Raw genomic sequence first — 19,757 nt, forward strand, 5'->3', positions numbered from 1 at the left:
CCCGCCCCCCGGACCGGAGGTCCCCCCCGACCGGAAGTCACCCCGCCGCCAGCGCAGCGAACAGCGGCGTCGCGTCGGTGCCGGTTGGGAGGCCGCTTACCTGGCCGTCGCCCACCTCCACCACCCGCCACACGCCGTCCTCCCGCAGCGCCAGGTCCGTGGTGACGAAGCGGGAGCCCAGCGCGCGTACGGCCGTGCCCACCGCCGCCGTCTCCGGTGCGGGGCGCCGGTCCGGGGTGTCCGGGTGGGCCGTGGTGAGGACCGGTACGCCGTCCACCCACCACACCCGCGCCTCGCCGTCCGCCGCGAACGGCTCGTACGCGCGCAGCACCACACCTCCCGCGAGCGTGTCGTCCTGGAGGGCGAAGAAGCGGTCCACCACGGCCGACAGCCTTGCGGTGTCGGTCAGTTCGGGGACGAAGCATGCCTCGTCCCACTCGTGCTTACGGGATTTGACGTAGTCCTTCACGATGCCCGGACCGGACCCCAGCGGAGCGGCGAGCGCGGCCAGTTCGTCCCGGGTCGGCGGGGTGCCGGGAGGGCGGGGGAGCCAGCGGGTGGCCGGGGTGAGCGCCGCGAACTCCTCGTACCAGCCGGGAAGTTCGTGCCCGCGCCGGAAGTCCGCGGCGCCGGTCAGCAGGGCGCACCCCCGCTCGGCCAGCGCTCGCTCCAGCGTCCCGTACACCGTCGCCGGCATCATCCAGCCCCGGTACCAGTACGGCCCCGAGCCCCGCTCCACCCGAGCCAGCGCGCGGGTCAAATCCCCGGCGAGCAGCGCGTCGTGGTCGAGCAGGGCCCGCGTCACGCCGTACGCCCCGGCCTGCGCGGCCTCCTCGGCGAACACCGGGTCGACCCGGGCCGCCCGGCCCGCCCGCAGCGGGTCCGCGCAGTAGAGCAGCGAGGTGGTCATCACGTCCTCCAGGCGCGTGAGTGAGCGGTGCGCCTCGGTACGGGGGCGGCGGCGGGGCTCCCGTCCGCGGGTCGCCCCGCCGCCGTGGCCGTCAGAGCTTCGACAGCTCGTCCACCAGGTCGTCCAGGCCCAGCGGCCCCTGCGACAGGGCCGCCATGTGCCACGCCTTCGCGTCGAAGGCGTCGCCGTGACGCTTCCGCGCGTTCTCCCGGCCCAGCAGCCAGGCGCGTTCGCCCAGCTTGTAGCCGATCGCCTGGCCCGGCATGGACAGGTAGCGGGTCAGCTCGCTCTCCACGAAGTCGGCGGGACGGCCGCTGTGGTTGCCGAAGAACTCCTGCGCCAGCTCCGGCGTCCAGCGCTCGCCCGGGTGGAACGGCGAGTCCGCCGGGATCTCCAGCTCCAGGTGCATGCCGATGTCCACGATGACGCGGCAGGCCCGCATCATCTGCGCGTCCAGGTACCCCAGCCGGCGCTCCGCGTCGGGCAGGAAACCCAGTTCGTCCATGAGGCGTTCCGCGTACAGCGCCCACCCCTCGGCGTTGGCGCTGACCATGCCGACCGACGCCTGGTACCGCGAGAGCCGGTCCGCCACGTGGGTCGCCTGCGCGATCTGGAGGTGGTGGCCCGGCACCCCCTCGTGGTACCAGGTCGAGACCAGGTCGTAGACCGGGAAGCGCGTCTCGCCCATCGTGGGCAGCCAGGTGATGCCCGGCCGCGAGAAGTCCTCGGAGGGGCCCGTGTAGTACGGGGCGGCCGCGCCGCCCGGCGGGGCGATCCGGGACTCCACCTTCCGTACCCGCTCGGCGAGTTCGAAGTGGGTGCCGTCCAGCGCCGCGATCGCCTCGTCCATCAGGTTCTGGAGCCAGTCCCTGACCTCCTCCACCCCCTCGATGTGCGTGCCGTGCTCGTCGAGGTGGGCGAGCGCCTCCCAGGGGCTCGCGCCGGGGAGGATCTTCCCGGCCTCGGTCCGCATCTCGGCGAGCAGCCGGTGGTACTCGGACCAGCCGTACGCGTACGCCTCGTCGAGATCGAGGTCCGTCCCGTTGAAGTAGCGCGACCAGCGGGCGTACCGCTCCCGGCCCACGGTGTCGGGCGTGCCCGCGACGGCGGGGGCGTACACCTCACGCATCCAGTCCCGCAGCCGCGCGACCGCGTCGGTGGCCAGGGCGGCGGCCTCGTCCAGCTCCTTGCGGAGGGTCTCCGGGCCCGAGGAGGCGAACTCGTCGAACCAGCCGCGCCCGTCGCCCGCCCACTCCGTCAGCTGGCCGACGAAGGTCGCGGTGGGACGGGGGCCGCCCGGCAGACCGCGCTCCAGGCCGAGGGCCAGCGAGGCGCGGAACCCCTCCAGCGCGTCGGGCACGGCGCGCAGCCGGTCGGCGACCGCCGCCCAGTCGTCGTCCGTCGCGGTGGGGGTCACGGTGAAGACGTCGCGGACGGAGTGCGCGGGCGAGTGGATGTTGCTGACCGCCCGCAGCCCCTCCTGGGCTTCGTGGACGGCGAGTTCGGCCGTGAGGCGCTCGCGCAGGAGTCGCCCGCAGCGCCGCTCGGCCTCGCTGTCCGCGCCCGGCGACCGCTCGGCCGCGTCGAGCCGGGCGAGGGTCGCGCGGGCCAGATCGGCGAGCGCCTGCTGTCCGGCGGGGGAGAAGTCGGGGAGACGGCGGGAACTCTCCGCGACGCCCAGATAGGTGCCGGTGATCGGGTCGAGTGCGATGAGCTCGTCGACGTAGGCGTCGGCGACCTGACGGGGCAGCACGCTGCCTGCTGTGTCTGACATGCCGACATCCTCTCCGAGTCGGCCACATCCGTCACGTCAGGGTTCCGCCCCTGCCGCCGCCGGTGGCCGACGCCAGACGGTCGCCGAGACGGACCCGGCGGCCCACGGTCCCCCACCGGCGCGCCCCGACCCGGCCCCACGGCGGGCGGCTCCGGCCCCCGACCCCGGGTTCGGCCGGATCGAGGCGGCGAATGGCCGTGGGCCCGCGCGACCGGGCCGGGGCGTCGGTCCGCACGGCCCGTGGTCGTCTTCGTCGGTGGCGTGACCGCGGCGACCGCCGCCCGGCGATACGCGCGGGTCCGTGGCCTCGGCGTCAACGTCTGGTTGTTTGTCACAGCGCCGGTACGGCTGGCGCGGACCCGTGTCATGGCGTGGCCGGTGCGGACGCCGTACGGATCCGCCGTCGCGTCGCGGGCGGGGAAGTGGGGGCGGAAGTGGCCGAAAAGGGCCCCCGGCCCTGGGTGTTAGGGGCGGCGTTCGGAGTGGTCCTGTTCGAAGCGGTCGGAATCTTCGTGCGGGGGCAGGGGGTGGGTCGGCTTTAGCTTCAGTCGGGCTGTGATGACCAGCGTGCCCTCCTCGATCTGGTAGTCGAGCGGCAGGCCGAGACTCCGCATCGCCGCGACCATCGCGGTGTGGGAGGACTGGGTGACCGCGTATACGGTCCCGCTGCGTGCCTCCGTGGCCAACTCGACCAGCCGGGCCAGCAGTTCGGCGCCGATGCCGCGCCGCTGCCAGGCGTCCTCGACGATCAGCGCGACCTCCGTCTCGTCGCCGTCCCAGAGCAGGTGGCCGAGAGCGACCAGGTTCCCCGACGAGGTCTCGACCGCGAGGGTGCGCCCGAAGCGCGGGCTGAGCAGGTGGTCCAGGTAGCGGTCCGCGTCGGCAGCCGGGCCGTGGTAACGCAGGCCGAGCGTACGGGCGGAGCAGCGGGCGTGCATCGCGAGGGCGGCTTCGAGGTCGTCCTGGTCGGCGCGCCGTACCGTGATCTCCTCGCCCTCGGGGAGTGTGTGGACGTCGTGCCCCACGGGCATGCGCGGACCGAGCCGGGCGTCGAGCTCGACCAGCGCGCGGGCCCGCGCGAACTCGGTCGGGGTGAAGGGCAGATACGGCCGCTCGACCGTGATGGACCCGCCGCTCGGGTCGCGCAGCACCATGGACGTCTCGTCGAGCGCGCCCTCGACGGGCGCGCCCTCCCCGGTCCGCCGTCCGCCGGCGGATTCGGCGGGCCGGGAGTGGATCGTGCAGCGTCCCAGCAACTGGCGCAGCGCCAGCGGCAGTTCGGCCGAGTCCAGAGCGGTACGGGTGGCGAGGCCGAGCACCCGGGTCGGGGTGTCCACGAGGTCGTGCGCGTCCGCGCGCTCGATCCACGTGCCGCTGCCACCCGCGGCGGCGACCTCCCCGGTGAGGTCCCTCACCTGGAGCGTGGCGGGGGCGCGCAGCAGGAACTCGTCCACCGTCCCCTCGGAGAGCGGATGGGTCTGGAGGGTGAGGATGTCCACGCGCCGCGTCGCGAACGCGACGCATAGGGCGGCCAGGCTGCCGGGCTCGTCCCGGACGGTGGTCCGCATCCGCCAGAGCACCGTCTCGGCCGGCACGCCGAAGTCCGCCACCGGGGCGGCCGAGACGGCGCCGGTGACCGCCTCCGGGGGTGCGTGGCTGTGCTTGCGTGCCCACCACGTGTGGAACGTGGCCGTGGCGAGCAGGACGACCGCCGAGGCGATCAGCAGGGAAGCGCCGTCCGGTCCGTGCACGATCGTGTTGGCCACGGCGTCGGCGACCGCCACCGCGGTGAACAGGGCGGCCAGCTCGACCAGATCCCGCCGCCAGTGGTGCGGGCGGCGGGCACTCTTCGCGGAAGTCACATTCGTCATGGCCTCACTGTGGCCGAACGGTGTTGCGTGATCACGAACGGTTTGTGACTGATGGGTTAAGGATGGATCTGTTCCCTTTTGGACTATCTTTAGCCAATTTTGGCTGGGAGTGCTCGCTTCACTGACGCAAAGCGGTCATCAGCCGCACCGCCTGCGCCGTCACCCGCGACGACCCGCCCCGGGCGGCGACCGCCGCCAGCGCCGGTATCGCCGGATACGCGCCCGTGCCGGCACCGGCCGTCGCACCGGCCACGGCGCCGGCCCCGGCCACCGCATCGGCCACCGCACCGTGCTCCACGCACTCGGCAGCCACGGCCAGCAGGTCCCCGAGCCCGGGACGCGAGGGGTCGGCCAACAGGTCGGACAGGGTCGCGCCGAGCACGGACCACACTGTCCTGTACGCACCGGTGGCGGCGGCGGTACGCGCCGAGTCGGCCAGACGGTTCAGCTTGACGGTACCCGATATCGCCAGCAGCGCCATGTCCCGGCCCAGTTGGGGTCCGTCCAACTGTCCCCGGGCCGCCAGGACGAGCAGCGCGTCCACCGCCGCCAGCCGGTCGCCCGGGTGCCGGGCGGCCAGCCCGTACGCGACCCCCAGGCGCAGCGCGGGCCCGGCGGGGCCGCCCGCCTCCGCGCCGACGGGCAGCCACCAGGCCCCGCCGCGCCGGCCGGTCCCGGCGCACGCCGCCACGTCCGGCAGCAGCCAGGCGGCGAGGGTCTCGCGGTCCTCGGGCAGCACCCCCGGCCAGTGCGTCATGCCCGTGCTCCAGTGGGAGCAGGTGCCGGACGGGGCGGACGCCTGGCCCAGCCAGCGGAAGGCGGGCGGGAAGTCCCGCCGCGCGACCAGCCGTTGCCGCGTTCCGGCCAGGAGGCGCCCCGCCCGGCTCCCGGCGCCCAGCCACCCGTACCCGTCCCCGGACCGTGCCCCGCGCTCCGGCTCGCCGGCCCCCTTCAGTCCGGGCACCGGGGTCTCCTCCACCAGCCACGCCGCGAGCCGGTCCCCCTCCGGCGTGCCGAGCGCCGCCGCCGCGCGGACCGTCCCGGGGTCCCCGCCGCGCCGCACCCGTACCAACGCCTGGGCGAAGTCCACCGGGGCGGGAGCGGCACACAGGCGCTGGTACGTACGCAGCCGCTCCACCAGGACATCGGGATCCACCGCCCCCGTCGACCACGTCGGAGTGGCGAGCAGGAACGGCAGCGACTTGGTCCTCACCAGGTACGCGACCTCCGCCAGGCGGGCCTCGGCCACGCCGCCCAGGCTGGCGTGCGCGCAGCAGGTGGACCGCGGCCCGTGTGCGTACGCGTACCACAGGCCCCGTACGGAGATCCGGTCGAGCGCCGCCGCGGCCACCCGCTCCACCCCGGCCAGCCGGACGAGCCAGGTCTCGTTCGCGGCGGCCGGATCGTCCTTCAGCCACCAACTGCCCGCGAGTGTGTCCCGCAGCGCGTCGGCCAGGGCCGCGCGATCCGCGTGGGCGTACCGGACGAGACCGTCCAGGGCCCGCTCGAAGGCGGCCATCCCACCCGGTGTGTACGTGGACGGCTCACCGCGCCCGCCGCTCAGCGCGGCCACCTCCTCGACCAGTTCGGCGAGGGACGCCGCCACGGGCGCCAGCCGGTCCGGCTCCGGCACGGGCGGCAGGATCTCCTCGTACGGATCGGCCTCGGCGTCCGCCGCCCCGCCAAACAGCTCGGCCGCCCGCGGCCGGTGCACCGGACTCAGCAGCGACGCCGCCGAGGCCAGCCCGGCACGCGCCTCCTCCCCTTCCACGGCAGGCAGATGACGGGCCACCAGCTTCAACGCCCGCTCCTGCACGTCGGTGTCCGCGTGCCCGAACGCCTCCGCGACCACCGGCAGCAGCACGCCCGCCGCCCCCGGGTCACTCCGCAGGACCTTCCCCAGCAGGACGAGCTGCGCCCTGACCAGCTTCTTCTCCGGCCGGAACAGCGCCGACCCGGACATGTCCGCGAGGGCGCCCACCGGGAGGGCCCCGGACACGGCGAGTCGGGACAGCACCTCCTGGGCCAGGGCGGCCACCGTCGACGCGCCGTCGGACACCATCCCGATCCAGTCGGCCGTACGGGCGCGTTCCTCCTCCCCGGTCAACTCCAGCCGGCGCAGCAGCTTGAGGAAGAACGGCAGGTCCCGGGGGCGCCCGCCGCGCAGCAGCCGCGCGAGGCAGGCCGCCACCAGCGGATCCCGCTCCAGCACCCCTTCCCCGGCCAGGGCGGCCAGCACGCCAGGCCAGTCGCCCGCCACGTCGGGATCGGGCCGCCACACGATGACGAAGGGCAGCTCCGTGACCTCGAAGAGGCCCCGCACCATGTCCCGCGCCTGCGGATCCGCCCGCAGGGTCTCGGCGAGGGACGGGCCGCCGGACGGCGAGACCGCCTCCGCCCACCCGCGCGTCAGCGCGTCCGTGACCGGCATCGCACAGCCCGCGAGCCGCACCAGGGCGGCGACCAGCGGATAGTCCTCCTGCGCGGTCGACGCCCGGCCCGCCAGCCGGCGGGCGACGTCGGCGAGCCAGGCGGGCTCCTGGTGCGACAGGACCTCGACCAGCGGACCGGTCGGCAGCCCGTCCGCCCCGCGCAGATCGGACGCTCCCAGCCAGGCGACCGCCGAGGCCGCTCCCCGCTGGCACCCCGCCCCGGCCACCAGCAGCGCGTCGCGCAGGCGCCGCCGCTCCTGCCAGCCCGTCCACGGCCGGTCCCGTACCTCGGCGCGCCACGCCTTCAACTCCCGCAGCTCCGCCGCGCGCTCACGCGCCGTCAGCGGCTTGAGCAGCCCGGGAACGTCCTCGACCCGGCCGGCCCGTACAGCGTCCAGCAGCTCGCTCATCGGGCGCCGCCTCCGGTCAGGGTGGCCAGGACCGTGTCGCGCCGCGCCATCCGCACCGCCAGCGCGTGCTTGCACGGCCCGCGCGCTCCCCGGTGGTCGGCCCACCACCGGCAGGTGCAGCTCAGCGCCCCGCCCGACTCCCGTACCTGATAGTGCCGTTCACCGGAGGCCACCCGCGCCAGATCGCCCGTCAGCACCACCGCGCCCGCGTCGAGCAGGGCCCGGGCCGCGACCAGCCGCGGGTTGTGCCGCTCGGCGCGGGACGCGTCGTACGGCAGCTCGCGGTGGAAGTACGCCGCGTCCGCCACGTCGTAGCCGACGCGGCCCGCCGTGCCCAGGCGCACCAGCGCGGCCCGCACCCGCCCGACCGGCAGCCCCGCCTCCACGGCCAGCTCCGCCGGGTCGATCCGCGGCTCCCACGCCAGCAGGACGGAGACCAACTCGGCGTCCCGCGCCGCCTCTTCGGTGGCCAGCGCCTCCAGCACCCCGCCCTCGCCGGAGAACCCGCGCGCCGCGTCCGGCGACAGCGTGAGCGTCAGCCGCATCCCCGGCAGCACCACCTCCCAGGCGCTCGACACGGCCACGCCGCCGGCCGGGGGCCCGTACACCCGCAGCGCCGTCGCGTCCCGCAGCACCCGTTGCAGGGCCGCCAGCCGCTCGGGCCCCGGCAGACACACGGCGCCCCGCACCGGCCGGGTCGTCGGCCGCAGCGTCCTGCCCGTCGGGACGACCCACATCGCCCCGCGCGAGGCGGTGCCGGAACCGCGCGGCAGGGCCCGCAGGAAACGCACCGCCTCCGCGGCCGGCAGCTCGGCCCGCAGGTCGAAACCGGCCGAGATCACCTGGGCCTCGGCGAAGCCGCGCAGCCAGCGGTCCGGCAGCGGCACCTTCTTCTCCACCACCGGACCGTCGAGCGTGGTGACGGTCATCTCGTCCGGACCGACCCGCAGGTGGAGCGGATCGTCGCCGGTCATCCGCGACAGGGCCTCCCGCAGCGGATTGTTCACGTCCACATTGGTCGTGCCGTGTCCGGTGTCCGCGCCGTCGAGGCCCTCCCGCAGCACGTCGAGGCGGGCGTACACCCCGCAGCAGCCGGAGAACGACTCAAAGCGCAGCCGGTCGCCGTTCCCTGTCACCACCGGGTCGAGCGACGAGCCGGGGACGCGCTGGTAGTAGCGCGCCCCCGCCACGTCCGCCACCGCCAGCAGCCCCCGCGCGGCGGCCCGGGGCGAGGTCAGGAGTCCGGAGAAGAAGCCGGGATGCGCCTCGGCCCCGAGCGGCGTCACCCCGCCCGAGGTCTCCAGGCCGAGCAGCCGCCCGCCCGGGGCCGTGGCCAGGGCGGACGGACGGGAGTAGGCGAGCGCCTGCGTGGATCGCGTCATGGGAACGACGTTAGGACCCGCCACTGACAACCGGCCCCGGACAGGCTCCCGCCCGGGGTCGGAGCGACTACCGGTCCTGCCCGACCCTCCCCGGCTGGAGCACCTTGCTGAACAGGACCGTGCCGCCCTCCGCCCGCAGACGGACCGTCAGCTCACCGCTGCCGCCGTCGATCTCCACCTCGCCGAAGTACTGGGGCGACTCCATCGGCGACACGTTCGCCCGGTCGGGCGCCCGCACGAAGACCCGGTCGGGCCCGAACGTACCGTCCAGCGCGTTGGCCTGGAATCCGCCGGCGGCCAGCGGCCCCGAGACGAACTCCCAGAACGGCGCGAAGTCCTTGAACGCCGCGCGCTCCGGCGCGTAGTGCTGCGCCGACGTGTAGTGGACGTCCGCCGTGAGCCACAGCGTGCCCGTGATCCGCCGGTGCTTGATGTACCGCAGCAGCTCCGCGATCTGGAGCTCACGGCCGAGCGGCGCGCCCGGATCGCCCTGGGCGACGGCCTCGAAGTTGGCCGCGCCGTCCGGTACGACCAGTCCGAGCGGCATGTCGGCGGCGATCACCTTCCACTCCGCGCGGGAACGCGACAACTCCCGCTTGAGCCACTCCAGCTGCTCCGCGCCGAGGATGCCGGTGGTGTCGTCGGCCTGCCGGCCGGGGGAGTTGGCGTTGCGGAACGAACGCATGTCCAGCACGAACACGTCCAGCAGCGGACCGTGGCTGATCACCCGGTGGACGCGGCGGTCCGCCCCGCGTTCGTGGAGGGTCGACACCGGGAAGTACTCGCGGAACGCGCGCGCCGAACGGGCGGCCAGCAGGTCCACGTTCTTCTCCGTGTACCGGACGTCGTCCAGGATCTGGCCGGGGTACCAGTTGTTGCGCACCTCGTGGTCGTCCCACTGGACGATCGTCGGCACCTGCGCGTTGAAGCGCCGTACGTTGGCGTCCAGCAGGTTGTAGCGGAAGTTGCCCCGGTACTCGTCGAGGGTCTGCGCGACCTTCGACTTCTCCTCGGTGGTGACGTTCCGCCAGATCCGGCCGTCCGGCAGCGTCACCTGCGGTTCGAGCGGCCCGTCGGCGTAGATCGTGTCGCCGCTGCACAGGAAGAAGTCGGGGTCGAGCCGCCGCATCTCGTCGTACGCGCGGTAGCCGCCGATGTCCGGGTTGATGCCCCAGCCCTGCCCGGCGATGTCGCCCGACCAGAGGAAGCGCACGCCCTGCCGGCGCCTGGCGGGCGCGGTACGGAACGTGCCGTAGACGGGTTCGCCGGTACGGCGGTAGTCGTCCGGGTCGGCGAGGGTCACCCGGTAGTGCACCTGCTCACCGGCCGGGAGGCCGCGCAGCGGGACCGTACCGGTGAAGTCGGAGCCCGGGCCGAGCAGCGGGCCGTGCCAGGTGCGGGCGCGGCGGAACGACTCGGTGGCGGAGGTCTCCACGATCATCCGGGCCGGCCGGTCGGACCGGACCCACGCCAGTCCGGACGACGACGTGACATCGCCCATCTGTACGCCCCAGGCGGCGCGCGGCCGCCCGGACCGCGCCTGCGCGGGCGCCGCGCCCGCCACCAGGCCGGCGGTGGGCAGCGCCAGCGCGGCCGACGCGGCGAGGGTGCCGCGCAGCACGCCGCGGCGGCCGGGCGAGGCCGCGGACTCGGGGGAGTTGGGGTGGTACGACATCGATGCGCCTCCTGGGCAGACGGGTGCCGATTGCCGTGCCATGCCTAACGCCTGGTGGCAGCCGCCGCGCGAACCCCGGATGAACAACCGCCCGGTGGTGCCGTGTTGTTGTCGCCCGGTGCGGGACGGACCGGGTCAGCCGGCCGTGGGCCGGGAGACGGGGGACTTCTTCCCGGCGCTGTCCGGGGTGAGTTGGGGCTCGGGCAGCGGCCCGGGCTCACGCGAGGCATCGAGCGACGGCCCGGGCTTCAAAATCCCGGCGGTGAAGCCGGCGACCACGCAGAAGGCCGCGGGGAGGAGGAAGGTGAGGTTCAGCGGGATCGCGTGGGTCAGCGGGCCGATCACGGCGGGTCCCGCGAGCATCCCCAGGTAGCCGAGGCCCGCCACGCGCGAGACGTTGGCCCCGGCCGCGTCCGGGTCGGCGTGTCCCGCCGCGCTGAAGAGCTGCGGAACACAGCCGGACAGGCCGGCGCCGACGACGGTCCAACCGAGCAGCGCCAGCGGGACGTTGGGCGCGAACGCGGCCAAGGTCAGACCGGCCGCGCCGATCGCCGACCCGTACCGCAGGACGGCGGCCGGGCCCACCCGAGCCGCCACCCGGTCGGCGAGCAGGCGGCCGGCGGTCATGGCCGTGGCGAACGCGCCGTACGCGAGAGCGGCGGTGGAGGCGGGCGCTCCGAGGACGTCCTTCACATGGAGGACGCTCCAGTCGTTGGCCACGCCCTCGCAGAGCATCAGCAGGAAGGCGAGCACGGCCAGGATCCAGATGCGCGAGGGCGTCGCCCGCCGGGCCTTGTGGACGGGACCCGCCGGGGCCTCATCGGTGGACGCGCCGACGGCGGCCGACGGGTCCGGGCGCAGCAGCGCCCCGGCGGCCGCCCCCGCGGCCACGAGGCAGAACAGCGCCGTACCCCCCAGGGTGGCGGCCGCGCTCCACCCCTGGCCGAGGGTGAACGCGCCGAGCAGCGCGGCGAGGACGCCGCCGATGGAGAACCAGGCGTGGAAGGCGGACATGATGGGCCGCCCGTAGCCGCGCTCGACCTGTACGGCGTGGGCGTTCATGCTCACGTCCAGGCACCCGTTGCCGACCCCGAGCAGCAGCAGGGCCCCGCCCAGCGTCCAGACGTCCACCGCCAGGCCCGGCAGGACCAGCGACGCCGCGCACAGCGCCGCACTGGCGGGGACGACCGTACGGGCCCCGAAGCGGTCGGTCAGCGGTCCGGCGAGCTGCATGCCCCCGAAGGCGCCCGCGCCCAGCAGCAGGAGGAGCCAGCCGAGCACGGCGTGGCTGATGCCGGTGCGGTGCTCGATCACCGGGATGTGGACGATCCACATGCCCATGATGAAGCCGGCGAGGACGAAGTACGCGAAGGTGGCCAGCCGGCCGGCCCGCAGTGATCTCTCCATGAAGCGAACATACAGAACATCTCATGTGTTCGTAAACTTGCTCTTCGAACATGATCGGTGTTTGATTCAACGGTGACGAGTGTGGAGCGACTCAGAAGGATCACCGACGCGGTACGGGAGTCCGGCCGGTCGAGCGTCGCCGAGCTGGCCGCGCTCACCGGCGCCTCGGAGATGACCGTCCGCCGCGACCTGGAGGTCCTGGCGGAGCAGGGTGTCCTGGAGCGCTACCGGGGCGGTGCCAGGAGCCTGCTGCTGCGCGGGGAGGAGCCCCCGTTCGTGCTGCGGGCGCAGGACGGGCAGGAGGCCAAGGCGCGCATCGCCGCCGAAGTCGCCGGGCTGATCGCGGACGGTGAGTCGGTCGTCGTCGACAGCGGCACCACCTGCCTGGAAGTGGCCCGCGCCCTGCACGGCCGCCGCCTGACCGTCATGCCGCTGTCCCTGCACGCGGCCAACGCGCTCACGGACGCGCCCCCGTTGACCCTCCTGCTGCCCGGCGGCCGGCCGCGCCCCGGCGAACTGGCGCTGACCGGCCCGCTGACCCTGGCGTCCCTGGCCGCGCTGCGCTTCGACACCGCCGTCCTCGGCTGCTGCGGTCTCACCGCCGCCGACGGCCTGACCGCGTACGACCTGGACGACGCGGCGGTCAAGCGCGCGGCGATCGCCTCGTCCCGCCGGGTGGTCGCGGTCGCCGAGGCCGCCAAGTTCTCCCGTACCGCGCTCGCCTTCGTCGCCCCGGCCGCCGCGCTGCACGTGGTTGTGACCGACCGGGCCGCGCCGGACGACGAGACCGAGGCGCTGGCCGGGGCGGGAGTCACCGTACGTACGGTGTGAGCCCCCGGCCCCCCGACTCCGTTCCCGGGAGCGTCGCCTGGACAGGTGCCGGGCGGTCGGCTGGGATGGGAGCCGTGGCAGCCGACATGATGAGCACCGACCAATTCGAAGCGCACCGCTCCCTGTTGACGGGGGTGGCCTACCGCATGCTGGGCCGGGTCGCCGACGCCGAGGACGTCGTGCAGGACGCCTGGCTGCGCTGGACCGCCGAGGACCGCGCCGAGGTCCGCGAGCCGCGCGCCTATCTCGTACGGATCACCACGCGCCTCGCGATCGACCGGCTGCGCCAGGCGCAGGTGCGCCGGGAGGCCTACGTGGGCCCCTGGTTGCCGGAGCCGGTCACCACCGATCTCGGATCGGCCGTCCCCGATTCCGCCGAGCGCGCGATGCTGGCCGAATCGGTGTCGTTCGCGGTGCTCGTCGTCCTCGAATCCCTCTCGCCGCTGGAACGCGCGGTGTTCGTCCTGCGGGAGGCCTTCGGCTTCCCGTACGCGGAGATCGCCGCCGTCCTCGACCGGGGCGAGGCGGCGGTCCGCCAGCTCGCCGGGCGCGCGCGGCGCCATGTGGACGAGCGCAGGCCCCGGTACGACGTCGACCAGGCGGAACGCCGGGCCCTCACCGAGCGGTTCCTCGCGGCGGCCGGCGGCGGCGATCTGGAGGCCCTGCTCAGGCTGCTCGCCCCGGACGTCAGGCTGGTGGGCGACAGCGGCGGGAAGGCGAAGGCGCCGCTGCGGATCCTGGAGGGCGCCGACAAGGTTGGCCGGTTCCTGTCCGCCGTCTCGGGGGACGCCGGGCTCTACGAATTCCGGGTCACGGAGGTCAACGGCGCGCCCGCCGTGCTGGCCCGCGCGGGCGGAAAGCTCGATCTCGTCCTTCAGCTGGAGGTCGCCGACGGCGTGATCACGTGCGTCTACATCGTGCGGAACCCCGACAAACTCTCCGGAGTGATCGCGGAATAAGCCCGGAGACCGTTCGGGTTGCCCCCGCGGAGGGCGGAGCGACCACCGGCCCCGCGTCCGTCACGGACGCGGGGCCGACTGCTGCGGGCGCCTCACCAGCGCACGAACGTCGTGTGAACACCCTGCGGTAGATTTCGGTTTCGCTGAGTCACGGCGCAGGATTGGTCTTGACCAACCGATTCACGCGTCCTATGGTCAATAGTTAGTGCAGGAACCTTTAATAAACAAGGGCACGGAAAACCGCCGGGGACACGGCGATTGCGGAGGATCAGGGTGGGGACCACGCAGCTGGAAACAGTGCCGGAGCCTAAGTACTGGCACCTGAAAACCGTGCTCGGCGAAGCGCTCGACTCGGACTTCGCGGTGGGGGAGATCCTGCCCAACGAGCGAGATCTCGCCGCGCGGTTCGGGGTCGCGCGCGCGACGCTGAGACAGGCGCTCGAACAACTGGAGCTGGAAGGCAGGCTCCAGCGCCGCCGGGGGGTCGGAACGACCGTCGCGCCTCCGAGGGTGCGCGTGGACGTGTCCACGGCCCAGCACGAATGGCCGGGCGCCACGAAGGACGCCTGGCAGCTCATCGACTGCGCGGTCGCCGCCGCGCCCGGCCCCGTGGCCCGGCTGCTGGAGCGTTCCACGGACGACGAGGTGCACGTCGTGCGCCGCGTCCGGGTGACCCACGGCCAGTCCGTCGCCGCCGAACTGCTCTACGTACCGGCCTCGTCGGTGCCCGAACTGTCGGCCATCGCCGGGGCGTCGGGACCCGTCCGCGCCCGCGCGGTGCTGCGGGAACTCCAGCGCCTGGCGCTCGACTCCCAGGACCGCGCCGTGGAGTTGGGCTCGGCGCGTGCCGACGACGCCAAGGAACTGGACCGGCTGCCCGGCGCGCCCGTGCTCGTCGTCACGACGCGTTACATCGTGGGGGGCCGCCCGGCCGCCGTCTCGGTGGCCACGTACCGCGCGGACACCTGCCGGCTGACCTTCGGGGACTCCGGCGACCTGGAGATCAGCGAACACCCGGAGGAGCGCCGCGCGTCCTGACGGACGCGGCACGGCCCACGCGTACACCTTCGGAGTCTCGTACAGGACGTTCGTACGGCCCGTCTGTACGCCCCGTCCGTACCGGACACGAACACCCGCGCGCACAACGCACCACGGCGGCCCGTCGCTCAGCGGCGGGCCGTCACCGTTCCCTCCACCGCGAACAGCTGCTCCTCCACGTGGTCGAGCGCCAGCCGCAGCGCCCCCGTGGCCACCGCCGCCTCGCCGAGCAGCGAGAGCGCCACGCGCGGGGGCCGCAGACAGAAGCGCGACAGCTCGTCGCGCAGCGGGTCCAGGACGCCGTCGAGACCGGCCGCCCACCCGCCGATCACCACCAGCTCGGGATCGAGCGCCAGCACCAGCGCGGCCACGTCGTGCACCAGCCGCCGGGTGAAGCGTTCCACGGCCTCCTGCGCGCCCACGTCGCCGTCCTTGGCGAGGGCGAACACCTTGGCCACCGCGTGCTCGTCGAGCGGGTGCAGCGGCTCGTCCGTGGTCGACAGCAGCTTCTCCGGCGTCACGTCACGGCCCAGCAGGTGCAGCGCGCCGATCTCCCCGGCCGCCCCGCCGAACCCGCGGTGCAAGCGCCCGCCGATCAGCGAACCCGCCCCGGGGCTCAACCCGGCGAGTACGAAGACGATGTCGTCGGAGTCGGTCGCCGCGCCCTTCCACTGCTCGGCCACGGCGGCCGCGTTGGCGTCGTTCTCCACCAGCACCGGACAGCGGAACGAACGGCCCAGCCGCTCCCCGAGGGCCAGTCCCGTCCATCCGGGCAGCGCCGTGCCGAGCCGTACGGTCCCGTCGGCCTCCACGATGCCGGGACTGCCGACGCCCACCGCGCGCAGCGAGTTGCGCGCCACCCCCGCACGCCGCAGCACGTCCGCCACCACCAGCCGCACGCGCTCCAGGCGTTCGTCGGCGTCGGCGGTCTCCGAGACCTCCCGCGAGCCGGCCCCGATGATCCGGCCGTCCAGCCCCGACAGGATCGCGGCCACGCGGTGCGGCCCGATCTCGATGCCCAGGAGGTGCCCGGCCTCCGCGCGGAAGCGGAACTTGCGGGCGGGGCGGCCCTGCTTGCGGGTCTCGCCCTCCTCGGGGGCGGACTCGACCACCAGGCCGGCCTCCATGAGGCCCTCCACGACGCCCTCGACCGTCGGCCGTGACAGACCGGTGACCCGGGTCAGGTCGGTGAGGGTGAGGGATCCGGCACCGCGCAGGGAATGCAGTACCACCGCGGAGTTGATCCGCCGCAGAAGCGAAGGGTCTCCGCCGGTCAGCCGCCCCACGGTAAGTCCTCCCAGCTCGTGCGTCGTCTGCCGGATGCTACTCGCTGGTCGCTTGCACGGCGAGGGGCGGCGGCCGCCCGCCGGACAGAGCGCCCTACTGTGGACAGGTTCACCTCAGCGGATCCGGAGCACCCGGGCAGTAGAGCGGTAGACCACCAGAGCAGAAGAGCCGGAGCAGCGGATCCGGACCCGGACCTTAGGAGTCGGCATGGCGTCGGACGACGAGATCGTGATCAGTCCCACGGGCTGGGTGGCGAAGCAGGCGGCGGAGTACGAAGAGTCCGACGGGACCCGGGGCACCACCTTGCAGGGCGCGCCGTGCCTCCTGCTCGACTACCGGGGCCGCCGGAGCGGACAGTGGCGCAGGACCGTGCTCATCTACGGGCGGGACGGCGACGACTACTTGCTCGTGGCGTCCAAGGGCGGGGCGGACGATCACCCGCTCTGGTACCTGAATCTCCAGGAGCAGCCCGACGTACGGATACGGGTCGGCACCGAGCGCTTCTCCGCGCACGCGGAGACGCTGACCCCGGAGGAGAAGGCCCGGGTGTGGCCCGGACTGGTGGAGGTCTTCCCGCCGTACGAGGGCTACCAGAAGAAGACGGAACGGGACATACCGGTGATCCGGCTGCGCCGGACGGAAGGCTGACCGGGACCGGGGGCTGACCCCGGGCTGACATGTCCCCGGTCGGTGAGAACCGGTCGGCCGGGGACACGTCAGCCCGGCGCGACGAACCCCGACTCGTACGCCGCGATCACCGCCTGCGTCCTGTCCCGCGCCCCCAGCTTCGCCAGCACCGCGCTCACATGGGACTTCACCGTCTCCGTCCCCACCACCAGGCCCGCGGCGATCTCCGCGTTGGTCAGCCCCCGCGCCATCTGCCGCAGCACCTCCGCCTCCCGGTCGGTGAGCCGCGCGCTCTCCAGGCTGTCGCGCGCGGCGGCGGTGCCGTACTCGGCGGCGAGTGCCCGTACGGACGCCGGGAAGAGCAGCGAGTCGCCCTCGGCGATCAGGCGCACGGCGTGCACGATCTCCGCCGGACGGGCCCGCTTGAGGAGAAAGCCGTCGGCGCCCGCCCGGAGCGCCTCGTACACGTACTCGTCCTGCTCGAAGGTCGTGACGACGAGGATCTTGGGCGGGTCCTGCACCGTGCGCAGCACCGCACGGGTGGCCTCGATGCCGTCGAGCAGGGGCATCCGTACGTCCATCGCGACCACATCGGGCCGCAGTTGGCGCACCAGCGGGACGACGGCGGCGCCGTCGGCCGCCTCTCCCACCACGGTGATGTCGGGCTGCGCCGCCAGGACGGCGCGCAGGCCCGCGCGTACCAGCGGCTCGTCGTCGACCAACAGCACAGTGATGGGCATCCGGTCAGATTATCGGCCTCCGCCCGTGCTCCCCGCAGCCCGCCTTCCCGATCCGCTCAGGTCACTCCTGCCCCTGCTCCCGCGCCCGTCTCTGCCCCCGCGCCCGTCCCTGCTCCCGCGACCGCCCCCGCTCCCGCGACCGCCCCCGCCGCCGGACCGCTCAGCGGAAGCCGCGCGCTCACCTGCCACTCCCCGTCGTACGCCCCGGTCCTGGCCTCCCCGCCGAGCAGCGCCGCCCTCTCCCGTATCCCCCGAAGCCCGTTCCCCGGGGAGGACGCGGAGGCGTCCTCGGCGAGAGGGTTCGCGACCTCGATCCCGAGCCTGTCGTCCGTCACCTCGATCAGGATCCGCACCGGCACCGGGCCCGAGTGCCGCAGCACATTGGTGAGCGCCTCCTGGAGGATGCGGTACCCCTCCCGGGAGACCGGCCCCGGCAACCGCTCCAGCGGCCCCGACAGCGTGACGTCCACCACCGCCCCCGACGCCCGCGCCGACTCCAGCAGCCGGTCCGCCTCGGCGAGCGTGGGCCGCTGCGAGGCCGGCCGGCCCGACTCCCGCAGGACGAGCAGGACCCGCTCCAGATCCTCCAGCGCCGCCCGGCCGGTCTCCTCGATCACCCCGAGCGCGCGGTCGGTGAACTCCGGGTCCCCGGCCGCCCTGGCCGCGCCCGCCTGGATCACGGCGACGGTGAGCGCGTGCCCGATCGAGTCGTGCAGCTCGCGGGCGATGCGGGTGCGTTCCAGGAGTCGTTCGGTACGTTCCTCCAGGGCGGCCAACCGCTGCGCGGGGGACGGGCCGAGCAGCCGGAGAGCGGCAGCGGCGCCCAGCCGCCCGAGCCGCACGATCCCGACGAAGAACCCGACGGCCGGCAGCGGCGCGAACAACGCGAACCACCACTCGGGCGTGACCGTCGACAGGAACGGCAGGCCCATCCAGGAGCCCTGCGCGCCGGCGTGGACCAGCTCGATCGTGAGGGCCGGCCCCCACACCGTCGTGATCGTGATCGCCCCCGACAGGAGCGCGCGGACCTCCAGCCACAGCACCGTCCGCCACCGCTCCGCCCAGGTGGCGGACGAGGCGAGGGAGATGGACCCGGGGGGCACGCTCCCGTCGTGCGGGAGCAGCAGCCACTGCGCCTGGAGCCCCTCGGCCAGCCGCACCGCGGGCACCAGCCCGATCGGGACGAGGAACAGCAGGGGCAGGGCCGGATGTGCGGGAAAGACGAACAGCCAGACGGCCCAGAACCCCGTCGGCACGAACAGGTGCAGCCAGCGGGTGTACGTCACCGGCCGCGACAGCGGACGCAGGAATCGGACCATCGGGTCATCGTGCCAGTGGACCGGTGGCGGGAGTTCCCCCGCGCGGGGGAGACGCTCTCCACCCGTGGGGGAGGTCCGGCGCGCCCGTGGCGCCCAGAGTGGAGCCATGACCAGCATCGATGTCCACGAACTCACCAAGGAGTACGGCACGGCCCGCGCGGTGGACCGGCTCACCTTCCAGGTGCGGCCCGGCCGCGTCACCGGCTTCCTCGGCCCCAACGGGGCGGGCAAATCGACCACCATGCGGCTCGTCCTCGGCCTCGACCGGCCCACGTCCGGCACGGCCACCGTCGGGGGACGCCGCTTCACCGACCTCGGCGAACCCCTGCGCCACGTCGGCGCGTTGCTCGACGCGCAGGCCGCGCACGGCGCCCGTACCGCCCGCGACCACCTCAGGGTGCTCGCGGCCAGCAACCGCATCCGCCCCGCCCGGGTGGACGAGGTGCTGGAGGAGACCGGCATCGCCGCCGTCGCCCGCAAGCGGATCAGGTCCTTCTCGCTCGGCATGCGCCAGCGCCTCGGCATCGCCGCCGCGCTCCTCGGTGACCCGGGCGTCCTGCTGCTGGACGAACCGGCCAACGGCCTGGACCCGGAAGGCATCATCTGGATCCGGGAGCTGACCCGCCGCCTCGCGAAGGAGGGCAGGACCGTCCTCGTCTCCAGCCATCTGATGGCGGAGACCGCGGCCACCGCCGACCACCTCGTCATCCTCGGCCGGGGCCGGCTCCTCGCCGACCTGCCGATGGAGGAGTTCATCACCTCCAGGACCACCCCGCGCGTACGGTTCCGCAGCACCGAACCGGAGCGGCTGCGCGCGGCGCTGGCCCGTGCGGGGCACCTCGCGGTGCAGGGCGACGACGGGCTCTGGAGCGTCGACGGGGCGCGCGCCGACGACATCGGCCGGCTCGCCTCCCGGGAAGGCGTCCCGGTGCTCGAACTCAGCGACGACCGGGGTTCCCTGGAGCAGGCGTACCTCGATCTCACCACCGGCGAGGCGGAGTTCGCCGCCCGGAACCCGCACGGCGCGACCGACCCAACCGGCTCGACCGATTCAACCGGCACAACGGGCTCGACCGGCCCTCAGGAGGTCTGACC

General features: G+C 74.1%; 15 protein-coding genes. 5 read left to right on the plus strand and 10 right to left on the minus strand.

The features are described from left to right. Positions 1–37 precede the first annotated feature (37 nt). The 7 genes from ACIODU_RS14320 to ACIODU_RS14350 form a co-directional block, all read right to left on the minus strand. On the minus strand, positions 38–910 hold the full coding sequence (locus ACIODU_RS14320; RefSeq protein ID WP_401767470.1) for an ATP-grasp domain-containing protein: 873 nt from the start codon (positions 908–910) through the stop codon (positions 38–40). Positions 911–1,001: 91 nt separating this feature from the next. Then, positions 1,002–2,684, minus strand: a complete 1,683-nt coding sequence (locus ACIODU_RS14325) for a DUF885 domain-containing protein (protein ID WP_356430993.1) — start codon at positions 2,682–2,684, stop codon at positions 1,002–1,004. 464 nt (positions 2,685–3,148) lie between these two features. After that, the gene (locus ACIODU_RS14330; RefSeq protein ID WP_401767472.1) at positions 3,149–4,555 is read right to left on the minus strand and encodes a GNAT family N-acetyltransferase; all 1,407 of its coding nucleotides are present in this window, start codon (positions 4,553–4,555) and stop codon (positions 3,149–3,151) included. A 118-nt stretch (positions 4,556–4,673) separates the two neighbouring features. Continuing rightward, the gene (locus ACIODU_RS14335; RefSeq protein WP_401767474.1) at positions 4,674–7,397 is read right to left on the minus strand and encodes a DUF6493 family protein; all 2,724 of its coding nucleotides are present in this window, start codon (positions 7,395–7,397) and stop codon (positions 4,674–4,676) included. Further along, positions 7,394–8,779, minus strand: a complete 1,386-nt coding sequence (locus tag ACIODU_RS14340; protein ID WP_401767475.1) for an SWIM zinc finger family protein — start codon at positions 8,777–8,779, stop codon at positions 7,394–7,396. Before ACIODU_RS14340 ends, ACIODU_RS14335 begins: the two co-directional genes overlap by 4 nt. A 67-nt stretch (positions 8,780–8,846) precedes the next feature. After that, the gene (locus ACIODU_RS14345; protein ID WP_401767477.1) at positions 8,847–10,454 is read right to left on the minus strand and encodes an alkaline phosphatase D family protein; all 1,608 of its coding nucleotides are present in this window, start codon (positions 10,452–10,454) and stop codon (positions 8,847–8,849) included. 135 nt (positions 10,455–10,589) lie between these two features. After that, positions 10,590–11,861, minus strand: coding sequence for an MFS transporter (locus ACIODU_RS14350; protein ID WP_401767479.1), 1,272 nt, complete (start codon positions 11,859–11,861; stop codon positions 10,590–10,592). Between the two features lie 72 nt (positions 11,862–11,933). Between ACIODU_RS14350 and ACIODU_RS14355 the strand changes: the two genes are divergently transcribed. The 3 genes from ACIODU_RS14355 (at position 11,934) to ACIODU_RS14365 (ending at position 14,689) form a co-directional block, all read left to right on the plus strand. Then, positions 11,934–12,692 carry a DeoR/GlpR family DNA-binding transcription regulator gene (locus ACIODU_RS14355; protein WP_401767480.1) on the plus strand — a complete coding sequence of 253 codons (759 nt, stop codon included), beginning with the start codon at positions 11,934–11,936 and terminating at the stop codon, positions 12,690–12,692. Between the two features lie 86 nt (positions 12,693–12,778). After that, positions 12,779–13,651: an RNA polymerase sigma factor SigJ gene (gene sigJ / locus ACIODU_RS14360; protein WP_401767872.1), complete on the plus strand. Its 873-nt coding sequence runs from the start codon at positions 12,779–12,781 to the stop codon at positions 13,649–13,651. Positions 13,652–13,924: 273 nt separating this feature from the next. Continuing rightward, positions 13,925–14,689, plus strand: coding sequence for a GntR family transcriptional regulator (locus ACIODU_RS14365; RefSeq protein ID WP_401767482.1), 765 nt, complete (start codon positions 13,925–13,927; stop codon positions 14,687–14,689). Between the two features lie 128 nt (positions 14,690–14,817). On the opposite strand, the gene ACIODU_RS14370 is transcribed toward ACIODU_RS14365, so the two are convergent. Next, positions 14,818–15,975 carry an ROK family transcriptional regulator gene (locus ACIODU_RS14370; protein WP_401767484.1) on the minus strand — a complete coding sequence of 386 codons (1,158 nt, stop codon included), beginning with the start codon at positions 15,973–15,975 and terminating at the stop codon, positions 14,818–14,820. Between the two features lie 208 nt (positions 15,976–16,183). Here ACIODU_RS14370 and ACIODU_RS14375 point away from each other — a divergent pair, with 208 nt between their 5' ends. Next, positions 16,184–16,624 carry a nitroreductase family deazaflavin-dependent oxidoreductase gene (locus ACIODU_RS14375; protein ID WP_401767486.1) on the plus strand — a complete coding sequence of 147 codons (441 nt, stop codon included), beginning with the start codon at positions 16,184–16,186 and terminating at the stop codon, positions 16,622–16,624. 68 nt (positions 16,625–16,692) lie between these two features. On the opposite strand, the gene ACIODU_RS14380 is transcribed toward ACIODU_RS14375, so the two are convergent. Both ACIODU_RS14380 and ACIODU_RS14385 read right to left on the minus strand, forming a co-directional pair. Continuing rightward, a complete protein-coding gene (locus ACIODU_RS14380; RefSeq protein WP_401767488.1) occupies positions 16,693–17,343 on the minus strand; it encodes a response regulator in 651 nt (216 codons plus the stop codon). Positions 17,344–17,399: 56 nt separating this feature from the next. After that, positions 17,400–18,662 carry a histidine kinase gene (locus ACIODU_RS14385; protein ID WP_401767490.1) on the minus strand — a complete coding sequence of 421 codons (1,263 nt, stop codon included), beginning with the start codon at positions 18,660–18,662 and terminating at the stop codon, positions 17,400–17,402. 106 nt (positions 18,663–18,768) lie between these two features. Here ACIODU_RS14385 and ACIODU_RS14390 point away from each other — a divergent pair, with 106 nt between their 5' ends. Beyond that, the gene (locus ACIODU_RS14390; protein ID WP_401767491.1) at positions 18,769–19,755 is read left to right on the plus strand and encodes an ATP-binding cassette domain-containing protein; all 987 of its coding nucleotides are present in this window, start codon (positions 18,769–18,771) and stop codon (positions 19,753–19,755) included. Positions 19,756–19,757: the final 2 nt, after the last annotated feature.

Source organism: Streptomyces sp. NPDC088261, assembly GCF_044740805.1.
Classification (GTDB): domain Bacteria; phylum Actinomycetota; class Actinomycetes; order Streptomycetales; family Streptomycetaceae; genus Streptomyces.